Source organism: Stenotrophomonas sp. 89682_Sma (assembly GCF_056481405.1).
The window spans coordinates 573,897-591,344 of record NZ_CM151147.1; the positions used below are offsets into that span (position 1 = coordinate 573,897).

Here is a 17,448-nt window from a genome sequence, read left to right on the forward strand (position 1 = left end):
CGTTACCTTCGTGATACATGCGGTGACCATCGCTGACAGCAAAGCGACTGACGCGGGGCCGGGGGCGGGCCGAGCATGGAGTCTCCTCCGCTCCGCGTGCCGTTCCCATGTCGCCCGCCGCCGCCTGCCTGCTGACCCCGTCCCGCCGCTGCCGCTGCGGAGGTGCCCGATGAGCGGCGTGGTCGGGGCCTGGCTGCCGCCCGCCGAGGACGAACACCTGCTGCAGCAGCTGGCGCCGATGCTGCGCGCCCTGCAGCAGCGCGGCCGGGGCCGCATCGGCTACTGGACCGACGCCGAGGCCGGCCTGGCGTTGGGCCATTGCCGGGCGCCCACCGATACGCCGTTGCAGCCCCTGAGTTCAGACTGTGGTCGTTACGTGCTGTGCCTGGATGGCCGGTTGTACAACCGGGCCGACCTGCAGTCGCAGCTGCGCGATCTGCCGCGCAGCTGCAGCGATGCCCGGCTGCTGCTGCAGGCGATCGTCGAATGGGGCGTGGAGCGGGCGCTCTCCCGCATCGAGGGCGCATTCGGTTTCAGCGTATGGGACCGCGAGTCGCGCGAACTGTGGCTGGCCCGCGACCCGGTCGGCGAGCGGCCGCTGTACTACGGCTGGTACCAGGGCCAGTTCCTGTTTGCCTCGGAAATGAAGGCGCTTCAGGCCTTCGCCGGCTTTGCCCCGAGCATCGACCAGGATGCGCTGAGCCTGCTGCTGCGCCATGACTATGTGCCGGCACCACACACCATCTACCGCGGCATCCACAAGCTGGTGGCAGGCGCGATGCTGCGCATCGATCTGAATGACCATGCGGCTGGCGGTTCCAGCCAGGCCGCACAGGGCGGCTCACGCTACTGGTGCGCACGCGATGCGATGCAGAGCGCACTGCAGGAACCACTGCAGCCGGCACCCAGCCTGGAGCAGGCCACCGACCAGCTGGAAGCGGTACTGCAGAAGGCCATTGCCGCACGCATGCACTCGCCGCTGGCCTGCGGCGCGTTCCTGTCCGGTGGCACCGATTCTTCATTGGTAACCGCAATGATGCAGGCGCAGTCGACCCTGCCGATCGAAGCCTGGACGGTCGGTTTCGACGATCCCGGCCATGATGAGAGCGACTGGGCCTCGCAGGTCGCGCGTCACCTGGGCGTGCAGCATCACCTGCACCGCATGGACGCGCGCCAGGGCCTGGACCTGCTGCAGCGCCTGCCGCAGGTCTGGTGCGAGCCGTTCGCCGATGCCTCGCAGCTGCCGACCCTGCTTGCCAGCGAACTGCTGGGCGCTCGCAAGCCGGTTGCACTGACCGGTGATGGTGGCGATGAACTGTTCTTCGGTCACCCCAGCTACGGCCGCGCGCTGCGCAATGCACGCCTGTGCGGCGGCCTGCCGGACTGGGTGCGTGACCTGGCACGGCGCAGCGGCACCCGCATGAACGTGGAGCGAGGCCGCCTCGGCGGCTGGCGTGCGCTGGTGGCGGAAGTCGCCGCCAACGACGTGGAAGGCCACTACCTGCAGCGCGTGACACGCTGGCGGCAGCCGGCGCAGGTGGTGCTGGGTGCACGCGAGCCGATGACGATCTTCCAGCAGCAGGACACCGCGCTGCCGGCCGAGGCGCGCATCCAGCTGCTGGATTTCCGCATGGACCTGGCCGAGGGCATTCTCGCCAAGGTTGATCGTGCCGGCATGGCGGCGGGTGTGGAAACGCGTGCACCGCTGCTGGACATGGAGGTGGTGCGGTTGGCCTGGCGCCTGCCGCAGCACCTGAAGTACCACGATGGCGAGCACAAGCTGATCCTGAAGCACCTGCTGGCGCGCTACCTGCCCGAACCGCTGGTGTACCGCCCCAAGCGTGGCTTTGGCCCGCCGATGGCGCGATGGCTGGCGGGTCCGCTGCGCGATTGGGCGGAGGCGCTGCTGGATCCGCAGCTGCTGCGCAACCAAGGGTGCTTCGATGCCGCACGCGTGCGCGGTATCTGGGACGCGTTCCTGCGCGGCGAGCGCAAATGGCACACGCACCTGTGGAACGTGTTGATGTTCCAGGCGTGGCACCAGCACTGGCACGGTAATCGCGGGCGCTGAGGTTCCCTCGCGGTGTGTTGTGCGTAGCGCAGGGCGGAGGCCCTTGCGTACGAATGTCCTCCGGCGCCGGCCGTTGGCCGTCACCTCCCCCTTTACTTCGTACGCAAGGGCCTACGCCCTGCGTTCGGAGTTCGTCGACGCCTCGTTGAAAGGCGCCGCGAGCGCTGCGCTTTTCCTTTCCTGCCGCAAGCCGAGCCTCGTCGGGGCGGGCAGGGGTTTGGGCAAAGTAAAGGAGGAGGTGACGGCCAACGGCCGGCGCCGGGGGACATTTGCCCAGGCCCCTGCCTGTCCCGGCGGGGCCCTTCAGTTCGCGGCGAATCCAGACGAGGAAGCGCTCTTCAATGCAGACGCCAGGCAAAAAAAGACCCGGCAGAGGGAGGGATCTGCCGGGTCCGGATTGCGTGGGGGGAGGGACCCACGCAATGAGCGTTGCGTCGCGTCAGTGGTTGTTCGCGTCCGCCGTTGATTCGTTGTAGCCCTGCACCAGTTCGGACCAGGCCTTGCCGGCCTGCAGGCCGAGACCGACCACGTCCTGCTGGGCCTGGCTCAGCCGCTGCAGGTTGTCCTGCCACAGCTGTGCGCCCTTGTTGAGCATCCCGGCCGTGTCGTCACTACGGGCCAGTTCACCCAACCAGCCGCCGGTCGCGGTCAGGTTGCGCTCCATCACCTTCAGCTGCACGCCGAACATGCTTTCCGCGTTCTCCAACGCCAACCGGTTCGCGCGCGTTGCCGCGGCTGCGAGCTGGCGGGTGGCATCACTGAAGCGATCGCTGAAGGCGGCGGCCATGGGCATCAGGAAGTGGCTTGATGCATTGCAGCATACGCCCTTGATGCCGCATTGCAACAAAAATAACAAAGGCGCCCAGGGCACCTTTGAAAAACCTTTCAGATCAATGGCTTGATCAGACGGCAGGGCCGCGGTAGCGGCAGCCCGAGGTGCAGGTTTCGTGCACGGTGATCTCGCTCAGCGCCGGCAGGCTGGGCTTGAGTTCATTCCAGATCCACACTGCCAGGTTCTCGCTGGTGGGGTTCTCCAGGCCGGGAATGTCATTGAGGTAGTGGTGGTCCAGGCGGTCGTAGATCGGCTGGAAGGCCGCCTTCACGTCGCCGAAGTCCATGATCCAGCCGGTCTGCGCTCCGGGCTCGCCCTCGACCTTCAGTTCCACCCGGAACGAGTGGCCGTGCAGGCGCGCGCACTTGTGCCCCGGCGGCACGTTGGGGAGGCGGTGCGCCGCCTCGAGCATGAAGACTTTGAAGATTTCCATGGCGCGATTGTACGCCGCGGGCAGCAGGGCAGCCTGAGTGGATGTTGGTCTTTCGTGAAGAAAGTCTTTTCATCCGGATGAAGAGATGATAGCTTCTCTTATATCCGTATGAAGAGATGTTATTGGCCGGACCCCGGCCAGGCATGGACTACTGCGGAACTTCATCGCCCTTACCACCTCCCCACATCGTCATGCCCAAGCACACCCTGCTCGTGGCGGCCCTGGCCGTCGCTCTGGCCGCGCCTTTGTCCGCCGCCGCCGAAAACTCCGCCGATGCCAGTGGCGAAGCCAGCACCCTGGCCGCCGTGCGCGTCACCGGTTCCAACATCAAGCGCACCGATACCGAGGCCTCCAACCCGGTGCAGGTGATCGGCCGCCAGCAGCTGGAACAGTCCGGCAAGGCCACCGTGGCTGACGTGCTGCGTTCGATCTCGGCCAACACCGGCAACGCCAGCAACGAAACCACCAACAATGGTTGGGCGTCCGGCTCGGCCGGCATCGGCCTGCGCGGCCTGTCGCAGAAGAACACGCTGGTGCTGCTCAACGGCCGCCGCCTGGCCAACTATGGTTTCCCGGCCGGTGGCCTGTCCGACACCTTCGTCGATCTCAACGCGCTGCCGCTGGTCGCGGTCGAGCGCATCGAAGTGCTCAAGGACGGCGCCTCGGCGGTGTACGGCTCCGACGCCGTGGCCGGCGTGGTCAACATCATCACCCGGCAGAACTTCGAAGGCGCCGAGATCGGCGGCAGCTTCGGCGGCGCCGACCAGGGCGGCCTGCACGAGCAGAACCTGAAGTTCGTCGGTGGCCTCGGTGACCTCGACACCGATGGCTACAACATCCTCTTCAGCCTGCAGGGTTACAACCGCGAGCGCCTGGACCAGGACGAGCGCAACCTGACCAGGAGTGGCATCTACACCGACCAGCCGGGTGGCCGCTGGAACGGCTGGTCGGCCAAGGGCGCGCGCTACCTGGTCAACGGCGTGTCGGTGCCGATGCTCGACGCCAACGGCAACTGCCCGGCCGGTACCATCCGCGTCGCCAGCGCACCGATCGACGGCCTGAGCGGCGATACCTGCGGCTTCAACCAGGCACCGTTCACCACGCTGATCCCCTCGACCAAGCGCTACCAGGCCTATGCCAATGGCACCTTCCGCCTGAGCGACAGCGTCGAAGCCTTCGGCGAAGTGCTGTACAGCCAGATCAAGAGTGCCGCGTGGTTCGGCAGCAGCCCGTTCTTCACCCTGGAGAGTGGCCGCTTCGCACTGAACGCGAACAGCGGCCTGGCCGAGCCGGTGTCGTCGCTGCTGCCGGCCAACAGTCCTTACAACCCGTACGGCCGTGCGATCCCGATCGAGTACACCTTCTTCGACCTCGGCGGCACGATCAAGACCAACCGCTCCACCGCCTACCGCGGCGTGTTCGGCCTGCGTGGCACCACCGCGTCGTGGGACTGGGAAGTGGCTGCGTTCGGTGCACGCAGCAGCGAGCGCGAGAGCGTCTCTGGTGGCTTCGCCAACCGCTGGGCGCTGGCCGATGCACTGGCCTCGGGGAGCTACAACCTGCTGAACCCGGCGGCGACGCCGCAGTCGGTGCGCGACTCGATCAACATCGCCACGCTGCGCCCGGCCGAATCCAAGCTGCAGGGCATCGACGCGAAGATCTCCGGCAGCCTGGGCCACACCTGGGCCGGCGAGATCGGCTTCGCTGCGGGTGCCGAGTGGCGCCGCGAGAAGCTCGATTCCAACAACCCGTGGCAGATCGATGCCGGCCTGCAGGTGCGCCCGGCCATTGCCGAAGTGCACGGCAAGCGCCAGGTCAGTGCGGCCTACGCCGAAGTGAACGTGCCGCTGGCCTCGACGCTGGAGCTGTCCGCCGCCGCACGCGCCGACCACTACGACGATTTCGGCGATGCCTTCTCGCCGAAGATCGGCCTGCGCTGGCAGCCGCTTGACTTCCTGCTGGTGCGTGCGTCGGCCTCGAAGGGCTTCCGTGCACCGTCGCTGTCGGAGAACTCCAACAGCACCAGCATCGCCTACGGCAGCGTGGTCGACCCGCGTGACCCGGACGTGCCGGGCTCGCGCCAGAACCCGACCTTCTTCACCGTCGGCAACAACGAACTGAAGCCCGAACGCACCAAAAGCGTGAACTTCGGCGTGGTGCTGTCGCCGTGGGCCAACACCAACCTGAGCGTGGACTACTACCGTATCCAGCTGGACAACCTGGTCGGCACCAACAACACCCAGACCCTGGTCAACGACAACGTGGCCGGTGCCGTGCAGCGCGATGAGCGCGGCAAGCTGCAGGCGGTCTACAACCGCTACCAGAACCTGAGCGAGCTGAAGACCTCGGGCATCGACGTTGAACTGCGCCAGCGCATCCCGACCGCTGCGCTCGGCGACTTCACCGTATCCTCGGCCTACACCCACGTGCGCGACTACCGTCGCCCGACCGTGGTCGGCGGCCCGCTGGTCGACTACGCCGGCAGCAACCTGGGCGCGACCCTGCCCAAGGACAAGGCCACCACCACGCTGGACTGGAAGTACGGTGACTTCAACGCAGCGGTGACCTGGTACTACACCAGCGGCTATCGCCAGGAAGCCAGCACCGCAGCGAAGGCCGTGCAGCAGCGCGTCGGCAGCTACAGCCAATACGACCTGTACCTGGCCTACACCGGCATCGACAAGCTGACCGTGTACGCCAAGGTGCAGAACCTAGCCGACAAGACGCCGCCGTACGACGCCTCGTTCCCGGGCATCCGCGCGCCGTACGACTTCAGCCAGTACGACCTGCGTGGCCGCTACTTCACGCTGGGCTTCGATTATCGCTTCTGATCCATCCGCCGCGGCCGGTCACCTGAGGGGACCGGCCGCGCGATCGTCTGCCGTTGTGTTCCAGGGGAGTCACCGTGTCCTTGCATCGCCGTGCCGTTCTTCCGTTGCTGCTTGCCGCCGCCACCGCACTGTCCTCGCCGCAGCCGGCGCAGGCACAGAGTGCGTATTTCTTCCCGCAGTCCACCGAAGTGGCCGCGTTCGATACGTCCATTCCCACGCCGGAACAGTTCCTCGGCTATCCGATCGGCAGTCGCTACACCCGGCACGACCAGTTGGTGGCGTACTTCCAGGAACTGGCGAAGCGCTCGGACAAGATCAGTGTGCGCGAGATCGGGCGCAGCTACGAAGGTCGCCCGCTGTTGATTGCAACGGTCACCGCCGCCGGCAACCACGCGCGGCTGGAGCAGCTCCGCCAGCAGCATGCGACCCTGGCAGATCCGGCGCAGCCACGCAGCGCGGCCGGCGACAGCCCGGTGGTGGTGTGGCTGGGCTACAGCGTGCACGGCAACGAAACCTCCAGCGCCGAAGCGGCGATGCTGACCGCTTACTACCTGGTGGCCAACCGCAGCGCAGAAACCCAGCAATGGCTGCAGCAGGCGGTGGTGCTGTTCGATCCGGCGCAGAACCCTGACGGCCGCGACCGCGCGGCCAACTGGCACAACGCCTGGGCGTCCGATCCAGCCTCGGCCGACCCCGCCGACAAGGAACACGTCGAGCCGTTCCCGCAGGGCCGTACCAACCACTACTTCACCGATCTCAACCGCGACTGGCTGGCACTGACGCAGCAGGACTCACGGCCGAAGGTGGAGGTGTTCCATCAGTGGTATCCGAACGTACAGATCGATTTCCACGAAATGGGCAAGGACAGCACGTACTACTTCGAGCCTTCGCCGAAGAGCATGCACAGCCCGTTGATTCCGGCGGCATCGTATGAATTCAACAAGACCCTGGCCAAGTACCACGCACAGGCGCTGGATGCGCTCGGTTCGCTGTACTACACGGGCGAGAACTTCGACAACTTCTCGCCGGTGTACGGCTCCACCTATCCGGACTTCCACGGCGCGGTCGGTGTGACCGTCGAGCAGGCCAGCTCGCGTGGCCGCGTCCAGGAATCGGTGAACGGCCTGCTGACCTTCCCGTTCACCATCCGCAACCAGGTCGCCACCGGGCTGGGCACCGTGCGTGGCGCGGTGACCGAGCGCACTGGGCTGTTCGACCTGCAGAAGCAGTTCTTCCAGAGCGCGCTGAAGCAGGCCGCGCAGCAGTCGGTGAAAAGCTTCGTGTTTGGTGATGCGCATGATCCTGCGTTGACCCGCCGCCTGCTGGAACTGTTGCTGCTGCACCGGATCGAAGTGCGCGCGCTGGATCGTGCGGTGGCCATCGATGGGCAGCGCTTCGAGGCGGGCAGTGCCTATGTGGTGCCAGTGCAGCAGGCACAGTTCCGCCTGGTGCATTCTATCTTCGCAGAAACACCGCCGATCAAGGGGGATGTGTTCTACGGCAGCACCAGCTATGCAATCGCACCGGCCTACGGCGTGGCCTTTGCGGGCAGCCGCAGCCGCATCGAAGGCGGCGCACGCGTGGCCGCGCTGCCGGTGGAGCAGGGCGCAGTGCTGGGTGGCCAGGCTGGCTTCGCGTACGCGATCGACTGGCGCGACTACAACGCCGGGCGCGCACTGGCCGCGCTGCAGGGCAAGGGCGTGAATGCACGCGCGGCATTCCAGCCGTTCACCACCGCGACCGCGCATGGCGACATCAGCTTCGCCGCCGGCAGCCTGGTCGTTCCGGTTGCCGGGCAATCGCTGCAGGGCGCGGCGCTGCTCGAGGCAGTGACGTCCGCCGCGCGCGAGGCGGGTGTGCAGGTCCACGCGCTGTCCAGCGGCCGCAGCCGCGAAGGCATCGACCTCGGCAGTGACGGCATCAAGGCGCTACGGAAGCCTGCGGTGGCACTGGTGATGGGCGAGGGCGTGGCGGCCACCGAGATCGGCTCGGCCTGGTTCCTGCTTGACCAGCAGTTGCGCCTGCCGGCCAGCAAGCTGGATCCGCAGCAGTTGGGCAAGGTGTCGCTGGACCGCTACACCACGATCGTCCTGTCCGGTGGCACCTATACCGGCGTTGATGCCAAAGCGGTGGATGCGCTGAAGCGCTGGGTGCAGGCGGGTGGCTCGCTGGTGACCTACGGCAGTGCGTCGAAGTGGGCGATCGAACAGAAGCTTGCCGACGGCGAGAAGCTCGGCAAGGAAGAGGACGCCGCTGACGAAAGCCGCCGCGCGTTCGGTGACCAGCGTGACATCGCCGCGATCGAACGGGTCAGCGGCAACATCCTCAGCGCCGACGTCGATACCAGCCACCCGTTGGCGTTCGGTGTGCCGCGCCGGCAGCTGGCGATCAACAAGGAGAACACGGTGACGCTGCAGCCGAGCGCGAACCCGTTTTCCACGGTGGTGCGCATCGACACGCCGCCGCGGGTGAACGGTTACCTGTCCGAGCGCAACCGTACGCGGGTGGCGGGTAGTGCGTGGCTGCTGGTGTCGGCGCAGGGGCAGGGCAATGTTGTGCTGTTCGCCGATGATCCGGCGCATCGCAAGTACTGGCATGGCACGGATCGGCTGCTGATCAACGCGATCTTCTTCGGGAATCTGGTGAATCCGAGTAAAGCGCGGGGTTGAGGCGTTTGGCGCCTTGACTGATGCGTGTGGGGGCGGCCGGGCGGGCTGCGCAGGACACGCCGTAAACCCGTCCTTGGGGGCTCGATGGCGCCATCCATGGCGCCAACGGTCCTGCGCAGCCCGCCCGGCCGCCCCTCGACGGTTTCCTGCGGGCGCGGACGCATCAGACCCCAAGACGGGAGCAAAAGCAAAAGCGGGCACTGCGGCTTCGGCTTTTGCCTTTGAATTTGAATTTGAATTTGATCTTTCTTCTCCCGACTACCCGGCGGGAGAAGAAGGCGCAGGCAATGCTTGAAGCGGATGGGCGTGGGGCCAGCGCAAAACCGTGAGGCGCATGGATGCGCCGACCGAGCCCCCATGGATGGGTTTACGGCGTGTTTTGCGCTGGCCCCACGCCCATCCGCCCTCAGCGCAGCACACCGCCGGCTTCTACTCACGGTAGTCAGCAACAAAAAAGGACGGCGCGTCAGCGCCGTCCCTCGATAAGCCCCCCGCGCAGCGGGAAGCACCAACCACGTCAGCTGGGATCAGCCGGCGCGACCGCCGCCGTTGCCACCCTGGCCGCGGCCACGGCCGCCACCATTGCCGCCGCCACCACGACGCTGGCCCTGGCCGGCACCGGCGCCTGCACGCTGCTGGCCGTTGCCACCGCCCTCGCGACGGCCGCCACCGGCCTTCTTCGGGCCCGCATGCGCATGGCGCGGTGCATCACCGTGCGGACGGCGTGCATGGCTCTTGCGCGGTGCGCGCTCGCCGGTATCGTGCTCGGCCTTGCCCGGTGCACTGTTGCCCCAGCGGATCGGCACCTGCAACTCGAAGCCCGGCACATCACGGATGTCCATGTCGCGGCCCAGCAGGCGCACGATCGCGCGCAGCAGCTTCACTTCATCCTGCGCCACCAGCGAAATCGCCTGGCCGGTCGCGCCGTTGCGGCCGGTACGACCGATGCGGTGCACGTAGTCCTCGGCCACCATCGGCAGGTCGAAGTTGATCACCTTCGGCAGCTCGTTGATGTCGATGCCGCGCGCGGCGATATCGGTGGCCACCAGCACGGTCACGCGGCCGGCCTTGAAGTCGCCCAGCGCACGCAGGCGCTGGCCCTGGCTCTTGTTGCCGTGGATCGCTGCGGTCTTGATACCGGACTTTTCCAGGAACGTGGCCAGCTTGTCGCTGCCGTGCTTGGTGCGGGCGAATACCAGCGTCTGCTCACGGCTGTCCTGCGCCAGCAGGTGCAGCAGCAGGTCACGCTTGCGGCCGGCATCGACCGGGTGCACGCGGTGGGTGATGGTTTCGGCCACGGTGTTCTTCGGCGTCACCTGGATCTGTTCCGGGTTGCGCATGAACTCCAGCGCCAGCTGGCGGATGTTGTCCTCGAAGGTGGCCGAGAACAGCAGGGTCTGGCGGTTCTGCTTCGGCAGCTTGGCCAGGATGCGCTTGATCGACGGCAGGAAGCCCATGTCGAGCATGCGGTCGGCTTCGTCCAGGATCAGAACTTCGATGCCGGACAGGTCGACGCTGCGGCGCTCAAGATGGTCGATCAGGCGGCCCGGGCAGGCCACCAGCAGGTCCACGCCACGGCGCAGGATGTCCAGCTGGTTGCCCATGCCGACACCGCCGTAGATGCAGGCGCTGGGGATGCGCAGGTACTTGCTGTAACCACGCAGGCTGTCATGCACCTGGGTGGCCAGCTCGCGGGTCGGGGCCAGGATCAGCGCGCGCGGCTTGCGCGGGCCGGCGCGCACTTCCTGCGAGGCGGTGCCCAGGTGCTGCAGCAGCGGCAGGCCGAACGCAGCGGTCTTGCCGGTGCCGGTCTGTGCGCCGGCCAGCAGGTCGCGACCGGCCAGCGCCAGCGGGATCGCCTGCTGCTGGATCGGGGTCGGGTTTTCGTAGCCCTGCTCGGCAAGCGCACGCAGCAGGAAGGGCGCCAGGCCCAGCGATTCAAAAGACATTGAGTTTGCTCCAAGTACAAGAAACGCCTGTCCGAACGGACAGACGGGGGCAGATCAAACTGATCGGCTGACTCGGAGCGTTCCCGTGAACCGCGCTGCGAGAAGTTGGGTGCAGCCGGCGCGGAGCGCAGGCTGGAATGCGTGACGAACGGTGTCGGAGTGGGGGCGGGCGACGGGGCGGACCCCGGACGCCGGCGATCCCGAAGGGAAACGGACGGCCGCTGCAGACCCGCCTAGTCTAACCGATGGCTGAGACCTCGCGCAAAAAGCCCCGTTCAGGTAGGGGGTCTCTGCAGGGCTGCGCCCTGCACCCGCAGAGGCCGAAGCGACGTCAACGTCAACGTCAAAAGCGGGCTTGCTGAGGGTAGGCGGGGTGGGTCCGGTGGCGGGAGACGCCGTAAACCCATCCATGGGGGCTTGGCCGCGGCATCCATGCCGCGGACACTCCCGCCACCGGACCCACCCCGCCTTCGACAGTTTCCCGCGATCTGCGGTAGATCCACGCCGTGCGTGGATGCTCTTCGTTCAATTGTCGAAATATTCGATTTCAATGGAGATTCATCCACGCATGGCGTGGATCTACTGGCCACCGGCCTACAGTCGAAGGCGGGGCACTGTGGGTTTGCGGGGTGTGAGCGGCATGGATGCCGCGACCAAGCCCCCAGGGACGGGTTTACGGCGTCCCCGCAAACCCACAGTGCCCCGCCATCCCACGGAATGCCCGTTGTTGCTGTTGCTTCGGCCGTTGCCTTGGCTTGAAGCAGGTGCAGGGTGCAACCCTGCCGAACCCCCCACTACGGTAGTGTGGGCCGATGCCGCGCTGCAGCTTGGCGTCGCCGCAGATTTGATTACACTTGAAACTTGTTTGCCAACGACTCCGGACACCCACCCATGAAGCTTGGTTCTTTGAAGGAAGGCGGCCGCGACGGCACCCTGATCGTCGTCTCGCGTGACCTGCGCCACGGCGTGCGCGCCACCGGCATTGCCGCCACCCTGCAGCAGGCCCTGGAGGACTGGAGCCACATCGCGCCGCGCCTGAACGCGCTGTCCGAATCGCTCAATGCCGGCGACGCCGACGGCGTGTTCGACCTGGATCCGCAGGCGCTGGCCGCGCCGATGCCGCGCGCCTATGAATTCGTCGACGGCAGCGCCTACCTGCCGCATGTCGAGCGCGTGCGCCGCGCCCGTGGCGCCGAAGTGCCGGAGAGCTTCTACACCGACCCGCTGATGTACCAGGCCACCAGCGCCGGCTTCTACGGCCCGCGCGATGCGGTCAAGGTGGTCAGCGAGGAGTACGGTATCGACCTCGAAGCGGAGATCGTGGTGATCACCGACGACGTGCCGATGGCGGCCACCCCCGAACAGGCGGCGGGCCACATCCAGCTGGTCGGTCTGGTCAACGATGTGTCGCTGCGCAACCTGATTCAGGGCGAGCTGGCCAAGGGCTTCGGCTTCCTGCAGTCCAAGCCGCGCTCGGCGCTGTCGCCGGTGTTCGTTACCCCCGACGAGCTGGGTGCCGCCTGGCAGGACAGCAAGGTGCACCTGCCGCTGCTGACCCACATCAACGGCCAGTGGTTCGGCGCGCCGGAAGCAGGCGTGGACATGCAGTTCAATTTCGCCCAGCTCGTCGCGCATGCGGCCAAGACCCGCCCGCTGGGTGCTGGCACCATCGTCGGCTCCGGCACCATCGCCAACGAAGACACCAGCAAGGGTGCGTCGTGCTTCGCCGAGCAGCGCGTGGTCGAAACCCTGCGTGATGGCAAGCCGAGCACGCCGTTCATGTCGTTCGGCGATGTGGTCCGCATCGAGATGCTCGATGCCGCGGGCAACAGCATCTTCGGTGCGATCGAGCAGCGCATCGAACAGGCGGCCAAGCCCTGAGCATGGAGGCGGCGATGGACATCCTGGTTGACGACGGCCCGGTCGACGACGGCATCGTGCTGTACACCTACTGGAGATCCAGCGCCGCCTACCGCGTGCGCATCGGCCTGGAGCTGAAGGGCCTGGCCTGGGAGGCCCGGCCGGTGCACCTGGTGCGCGACGGCGGCGAGCAGCACCTGGACGCCTATCGCGCGCTCAATCCGCAGCAGCTGGTGCCGACCCTGCTGCATGACGGCCATACGCTGACCCAGTCGCTGGCGATCGTGGAATACCTGGACGAGCGCTTCCCCCAGGTGCCGCTGCTGCCGGCCGACGCCGCCGGCCGCGCGCGGGTGCGTGCACTGGCCCAGCTGGTGGCCTGCGATATCCACCCGATCAACAACCTGCGGGTGATGCAGTACCTGGAGCGCAGCCTGCAGCTGCCGGCCGATGCCCGCACGCAGTGGACCCTGCACTGGATCGCCGAGGGCTTCCAGGCAATGGAAACGATGCTGGCCAACAGCCGTGACACCGGCACCTTCTGCCACGGTGACCGTCCCGGCCTGGCCGATATCTGTCTGCTGCCGCAGCTCTACAACGCGCACCGCTTCGGCCTGGACCTGACGCCGTTTCCAACGTTGCGCCGGATTGAAGCGGCCTGCCAGGCGCTGGATGCCTTTGAGCGCGCGCGCCCGGAAAACCAGCTCGACGCCGCTTGACGGGCCGCTTCGCTCGCCGGGCGCGGCCAGGCGCTACCGGTTCCTGGCCCGTGGAAGCGCCGGGCCATGCCCGGCGGATTCCCCATCCCCTCGCAGCATCAGCCGAAGGTCCTCCCGGAACAGCCGATAGCCGGCCTCGCGGCGTGCATCATCGCCCTGCCGCAGCACCCACGCCGGATGCACGGTGGCGTAGCCGCGGGTGCCGTCCTCCAGCGTGTGCCAACGTCCACGGTCGTGCGACAGATTGAAATCCCGGCCAAAGACCGAGGCTGCCGCGGTTGCGCCCAGGCAGACGATGATCTGCGGCCGCACCCGCGCGATCTCGCCCATCAGCCACGGCCGGCAGGCCTGGATGTGGCGGCTTTCCGGACGCTTGTGCAGCCGGATCTTGCCGCGGCGCTCATGGTGGAAGTGCTTCACCGCATTGGTCAGGTACAGCGTGGCGCGATCGATTCCCAGCTCGGCCAGGGCACGGTCCAGCAGTTGGCCAGCCGGGCCGGCGAACGGCTGGCCGCGCAGATCCTCGACGTCGCCCGGCTGCTCGCCGACCATCATGATCCGGGCATCGACCGGGCCTTCACCGAACACCACCTGCGTGGCCGCTTCCCACAGCGGGCACTGGCGGCAGGCCAGCGCCTGTTGGCGTAGTGTCTGCAATCCCCTGGTGTCGGCGGCGGGCATTGGCGCCAGCGCCCGCGCAGGTATCTTCCGTTGCGGTGCCTGCGCTGGCCGGTCATGCATTTCCTGCACGCGATCGCCCGCATCGCGCACCAGGCGCGGCAGCAGCTGCGCCTCGGGCAGGTGGCGCCAGTACTTGGCCGGCATCTCCTGCATCATCATCCGGGTGTTGAGCCGCGCCGGATTGAAGATGCTGGCGTAATAGGTCCGCCACAGGGCCTCGCGCGCATCCTCGGCCGGGGCGTCCTCGCGCCGTGCGCCGGGGCCGAACGCCAGTGCCTGCCCATCCCATGCCACGCTGCGTGACGGTGTCAGGATGGCCCAGCGCATGCCGGTGAAGCGGCGCGCGAAGAACGGCGCCACCCGATCGACGATGTGATGCTGTGGTTCGAACCACGCGATGAACGCCTCGGGCTGGCCGGGGACTTCGCGGAAGCGCACGAACGCCTTCATCTTGTGGGTATCGCGGCGAACGGCCTGGGCGAGCGCGGTTGCGCGCAGCACGTCGGCATCCGCGGGATTGGACAGCACCGAGCGCTCGCCATGGGTGATGCGCCACAGCAGCCGGTACAACAGGGCCATGCGTTGCATATCGCGGTGGCACAGGCAGGTGGCCGCCCGTTCAAGGAAGTCGCGCGGTACGTTCGGTACGCCGGCATCGGCCAGCACGGGCGCGGAGCTGACCGCCGGCGCATCCAGCAGTGATGCGTCGCTGCCCTCCAGCCAGTCCAGCTGTTCCGGTGCGATGCCGCGCAACAGGGCATCACGCGCACCGTTGCGCCAGGCCTCCAGCGACCACGGCGGGTCCACCCGCAGCGACCAGCGCTGTGCATCAGGCTGACGGTGGGGCATCGAACAGCGATCCCTGACGGGGCGGTGGGGCCAATTGGGCGCGCAGCGCCGCCGGATCGTCCAGCGCCCTGCGCGGGTGGTGGTCGGCCAGCAGCACGAATGGCAGCAGTTTGCTCATCGGCGCCTTCAGGCGTGCCACATCGGCAACCCGCAGGCGACCGTGGCGGCGCGCCATCAGCACCCGCTTCACATTGCGCACGCCCAGCCCGGGTACGCGCAGCAGCATTTCCTTCGGCGCGCGGTTGAGATCCACGGGGAAGCGTTCTGGGTGGCGGATCGCCCAGGCCATCTTCGGGTCGATGTCCAGATCGAGCATGCCGGCCTGGGTGGTATCGGTGATTTCATCCACGCCATAGCCGTAGAAGCGCAGCAGCCAGTCGGCCTGGTAGAGGCGGTGCTCGCGCTGCAGGGGCGGAGGCTGCAGCGGCAGCTGGCGGCTGGCATCCGGAATCGGGCTGAAGGCGGAGTAGTACACCCGGCGCATCCGGTAGTTGCCGTAGAGCGCATCGGCGCTGGCGAGGATCTGCCGGTCGTTGGCGCCGTCAGCGCCGACGATCATCTGCGTGCTCTGCCCGGCCGGTGCGAAGCGGGGAGGGCGCGGACGCGCGCTGCGGGTGGGCACCGGCGCGACCACCGCTGGCGCCTTGCGCGCTTCCCTGGCTTCCTCGATGCGCCAGCGCAGCTCGCCCATTGCACCGCGGATCGACTGTACGGTTTTCTCCGGTGCCAGCGCGCTCAGCCCGGCTTCGGTGGGCAGCTCCACGTTGATCGACAGCCGGTCGGCGTAGCGCCCGGCGCTGGCCAGCAGTTCCGGCGACGCTTCGGGAATGGTCTTGAGGTGGATGTAGCCGGCAAAGCGGTGTTCCTCGCGCAGGCGCCGGGCGACCTCCACCATCTGCTCCATCGTGTAGTCCGCATTGCGGATGATGCCGCTGGACAGGAACAGGCCTTCGATGTAGTTGCGTTTGTAGAAATCCAGGGTCAGCGCGACCACCTCGTCCACGCTGAAACGCGCGCGAGCCACGTTGCTGGAAACCCGATTGACGCAATAGGCGCAGTCGTAGACGCAGAAGTTGGTCAGCAGGATCTTCAGCAGCGATACGCAGCGGCCATCCGGCGTGTAGCTGTGACAGATGCCCATGCCCTCGGTACTGCCGATGCCGCCGCTGGCACGTGAGTCGCGCTTGCCCGAGCCGCTGGAGGCGCAGGAGGCATCGTACTTGGCGGCGTCGGCCAGAATGGCCAGCTTGCGGATGGTTTCCATTGCGGAAACCTACGGATGAGCGGTCTCAATGGATGAGATCGGCCCTGAATCCTTCAGGCTTGCGCCGGGCACGGCCCGGCGCTACCGGTGTCGAAAGAGCTGCGCGGATCAGAACCCGTGGGTGATGCTGGGTGCGCCGGCCGAGAAATCCGCGTACGGGTCATGCTCGCCGCTGCTGCCTTCGGACAGGCGGAACTTCAGCGCCAGGCCGTCGCGCGAGTCGGCGGCGCGCAGCGCTTCCTCCTGCTCGATGGTGCCGGCCTTGGCCAGCCGGAACAGGCACTGGTCGAAACTCTCCATGCCCTCTTCCAGCGATGCTTCCATCGCCGCCTTGATCTCGTGCACCTGGCCGCGACGCAGCAGGTCGCGGATCATCGGCGTGTTGAGCAGCACTTCGGTGGCCGGCAGGCGACGGCCTTCCTTGTTCTTCACCAGGCGCTGGCTGATCACCGCACGCAGGTTCAGCGCCAGGTTCATCAGCACGTTCTTGTGCGCGCTTTCCGGGAAGAAGTTAAGGATGCGCTCGATGGTCTGGTCGGCGTTGTTGGAGTGCAGGGTGGCCAGGCACAGGTGGCCGGTCTCGGCGAAGGCGATCGCCGCCTCCATCGTTTCCGCGTCCAGGATCTCGCCGATCAGGATCACGTCCGGTGCTTCACGCATCGCGTTCTTCAGCGCGTTGTGGAAGGCATGGGTGTCCAGCCCGACCTCGCGCTGGTTGACGATCGACATCTTGTGCTTGTGCAGGTACTCGATCGGGTCCTCGATTGTGAGGATGTGACCGGTGGTGGTGCTGTTGCGATGGTCGATCATCGATGCCAGCGAGGTGGACTTGCCCGAGCCGGTGGACCCCACCACCAGCACCAGCCCGCGCGGGGTCATGATGACGTCCTTCAGCACCTGCGGCAGGTTCAGCTCTTCGATGCTCGGAATCCGGCTGCGGATGGCACGGATGACCATGCCGACCTCGCCACGCTGCTTGAACACATTGACGCGGAAGCGACCGGCATCGGGCAGGGCGATGGCCATGTTGAGTTCCAGCTCGCGCTCGAACTGCGGCACCTGGCCCTCGTCCATCAGCGAGTAGGCGATCTTCTTGACCATGCCCGGCGGCAGGCCGGTATTGCCCAGCGGATAGAGCTTCCCCTCGATCTTGATGTAGACCGGTGCCCCGGTGGTCAGAAACATGTCCGAAGCGTTCTTTTCGGTCATCAGCTTCAGGAAGTAGCCGATATCCATTGCGAATTTTCCCCAACGAAACGGCCGACGCCCGTTGCCAGCACGGTGTCGGCT

General features: G+C 66.9%; 11 protein-coding genes. 5 read left to right on the forward strand and 6 right to left on the reverse strand.

Annotated elements, in window-relative coordinates; genetic code table 11:
• Window positions 1-169: 169 nt before the first annotated feature.
• Window positions 170-2,071, forward strand: a complete 1,902-nt coding sequence (gene asnB / locus ACZK29_RS02610) for an asparagine synthase (glutamine-hydrolyzing) (protein WP_478446625.1) — start codon at window positions 170-172, stop codon at window positions 2,069-2,071.
• 439 nt (window positions 2,072-2,510) lie between these two features.
• Here asnB and ACZK29_RS02615 read toward each other — a convergent pair whose 3' ends face one another.
• Complete coding sequence (locus ACZK29_RS02615) at window positions 2,511-2,858, reverse strand: phasin family protein (protein ID WP_478446626.1); 348 nt, start codon at window positions 2,856-2,858, stop codon at window positions 2,511-2,513.
• 115 nt (window positions 2,859-2,973) lie between these two features.
• A complete protein-coding gene (gene queD / locus ACZK29_RS02620; RefSeq protein ID WP_164146906.1) occupies window positions 2,974-3,336 on the reverse strand; it encodes a 6-carboxytetrahydropterin synthase QueD in 363 nt (120 codons plus the stop codon).
• A 191-nt stretch (window positions 3,337-3,527) separates the two neighbouring features.
• Between queD and ACZK29_RS02625 the strand changes: the two genes are divergently transcribed.
• Window positions 3,528-6,167: a TonB-dependent receptor plug domain-containing protein gene (locus ACZK29_RS02625; protein WP_478446627.1), complete on the forward strand. Its 2,640-nt coding sequence runs from the start codon at window positions 3,528-3,530 to the stop codon at window positions 6,165-6,167.
• Window positions 6,168-6,241: 74 nt separating this feature from the next.
• A complete protein-coding gene (locus ACZK29_RS02630) occupies window positions 6,242-8,836 on the forward strand; it encodes a M14 family zinc carboxypeptidase (protein WP_164146908.1) in 2,595 nt (864 codons plus the stop codon).
• A gap of 527 nt (window positions 8,837-9,363) precedes the next feature.
• Here the strand turns inward: ACZK29_RS02630 and ACZK29_RS02635 are convergent.
• A complete protein-coding gene (locus tag ACZK29_RS02635) occupies window positions 9,364-10,785 on the reverse strand; it encodes a DEAD/DEAH box helicase (protein ID WP_111202400.1) in 1,422 nt (473 codons plus the stop codon).
• A gap of 891 nt (window positions 10,786-11,676) precedes the next feature.
• Here ACZK29_RS02635 and ACZK29_RS02640 point away from each other — a divergent pair.
• Both ACZK29_RS02640 and maiA read left to right on the forward strand, forming a co-directional pair.
• Window positions 11,677-12,666, forward strand: a complete 990-nt coding sequence (locus ACZK29_RS02640) for a fumarylacetoacetate hydrolase family protein (RefSeq protein ID WP_478446628.1) — start codon at window positions 11,677-11,679, stop codon at window positions 12,664-12,666.
• Between the two features lie 14 nt (window positions 12,667-12,680).
• Entirely contained in the window at window positions 12,681-13,364 is a 684-nt protein-coding gene (gene maiA / locus ACZK29_RS02645; protein ID WP_478446629.1) for a maleylacetoacetate isomerase, read from the forward strand.
• Between the two features lie 33 nt (window positions 13,365-13,397).
• Here maiA and ACZK29_RS02650 read toward each other — a convergent pair whose 3' ends face one another.
• From ACZK29_RS02650 to ACZK29_RS02660, 3 genes are all read right to left on the reverse strand, one after another.
• Window positions 13,398-14,894 carry a UdgX family uracil-DNA binding protein gene (locus ACZK29_RS02650; RefSeq protein WP_478446630.1) on the reverse strand — a complete coding sequence of 499 codons (1,497 nt, stop codon included), beginning with the start codon at window positions 14,892-14,894 and terminating at the stop codon, window positions 13,398-13,400.
• Window positions 14,875-16,158, reverse strand: coding sequence for a putative DNA modification/repair radical SAM protein (locus ACZK29_RS02655; RefSeq protein ID WP_478446631.1), 1,284 nt, complete (start codon window positions 16,156-16,158; stop codon window positions 14,875-14,877). The genes ACZK29_RS02650 and ACZK29_RS02655 overlap by 20 nt, the downstream gene beginning before the upstream one ends.
• A gap of 108 nt (window positions 16,159-16,266) precedes the next feature.
• Entirely contained in the window at window positions 16,267-17,394 is a 1,128-nt protein-coding gene (locus ACZK29_RS02660) for a PilT/PilU family type 4a pilus ATPase (RefSeq protein WP_004141526.1), read from the reverse strand.
• Window positions 17,395-17,448: the final 54 nt, after the last annotated feature.

What these genes read in the sequence shown, in the direction of transcription:
- queD (WP_164146906.1), bottom strand. Translation starts at nt 3,336, where the DNA reads ATGGAAATCTTCAAAGTCTTCATGCTCGAGGCGGCGCACCGCCTCCCC.
- ACZK29_RS02660 (WP_004141526.1), bottom strand. Translation starts at nt 17,394, where the DNA reads ATGGATATCGGCTACTTCCTGAAGCTGATGACCGAAAAGAACGCTTCG.
- ACZK29_RS02640 (WP_478446628.1), top strand. Translation starts at nt 11,677, where the DNA reads ATGAAGCTTGGTTCTTTGAAGGAAGGCGGCCGCGACGGCACCCTGATC.
- ACZK29_RS02625 (WP_478446627.1), top strand. Translation starts at nt 3,528, where the DNA reads ATGCCCAAGCACACCCTGCTCGTGGCGGCCCTGGCCGTCGCTCTGGCC.
- ACZK29_RS02650 (WP_478446630.1), bottom strand. Translation starts at nt 14,894, where the DNA reads ATGCCCCACCGTCAGCCTGATGCACAGCGCTGGTCGCTGCGGGTGGAC.
- ACZK29_RS02655 (WP_478446631.1), bottom strand. Translation starts at nt 16,158, where the DNA reads ATGGAAACCATCCGCAAGCTGGCCATTCTGGCCGACGCCGCCAAGTAC.
- ACZK29_RS02635 (WP_111202400.1), bottom strand. Translation starts at nt 10,785, where the DNA reads ATGTCTTTTGAATCGCTGGGCCTGGCGCCCTTCCTGCTGCGTGCGCTT.
- maiA (WP_478446629.1), top strand. Translation starts at nt 12,681, where the DNA reads ATGGACATCCTGGTTGACGACGGCCCGGTCGACGACGGCATCGTGCTG.
- ACZK29_RS02615 (WP_478446626.1), bottom strand. Translation starts at nt 2,858, where the DNA reads ATGGCCGCCGCCTTCAGCGATCGCTTCAGTGATGCCACCCGCCAGCTC.
- asnB (WP_478446625.1), top strand. Translation starts at nt 170, where the DNA reads ATGAGCGGCGTGGTCGGGGCCTGGCTGCCGCCCGCCGAGGACGAACAC.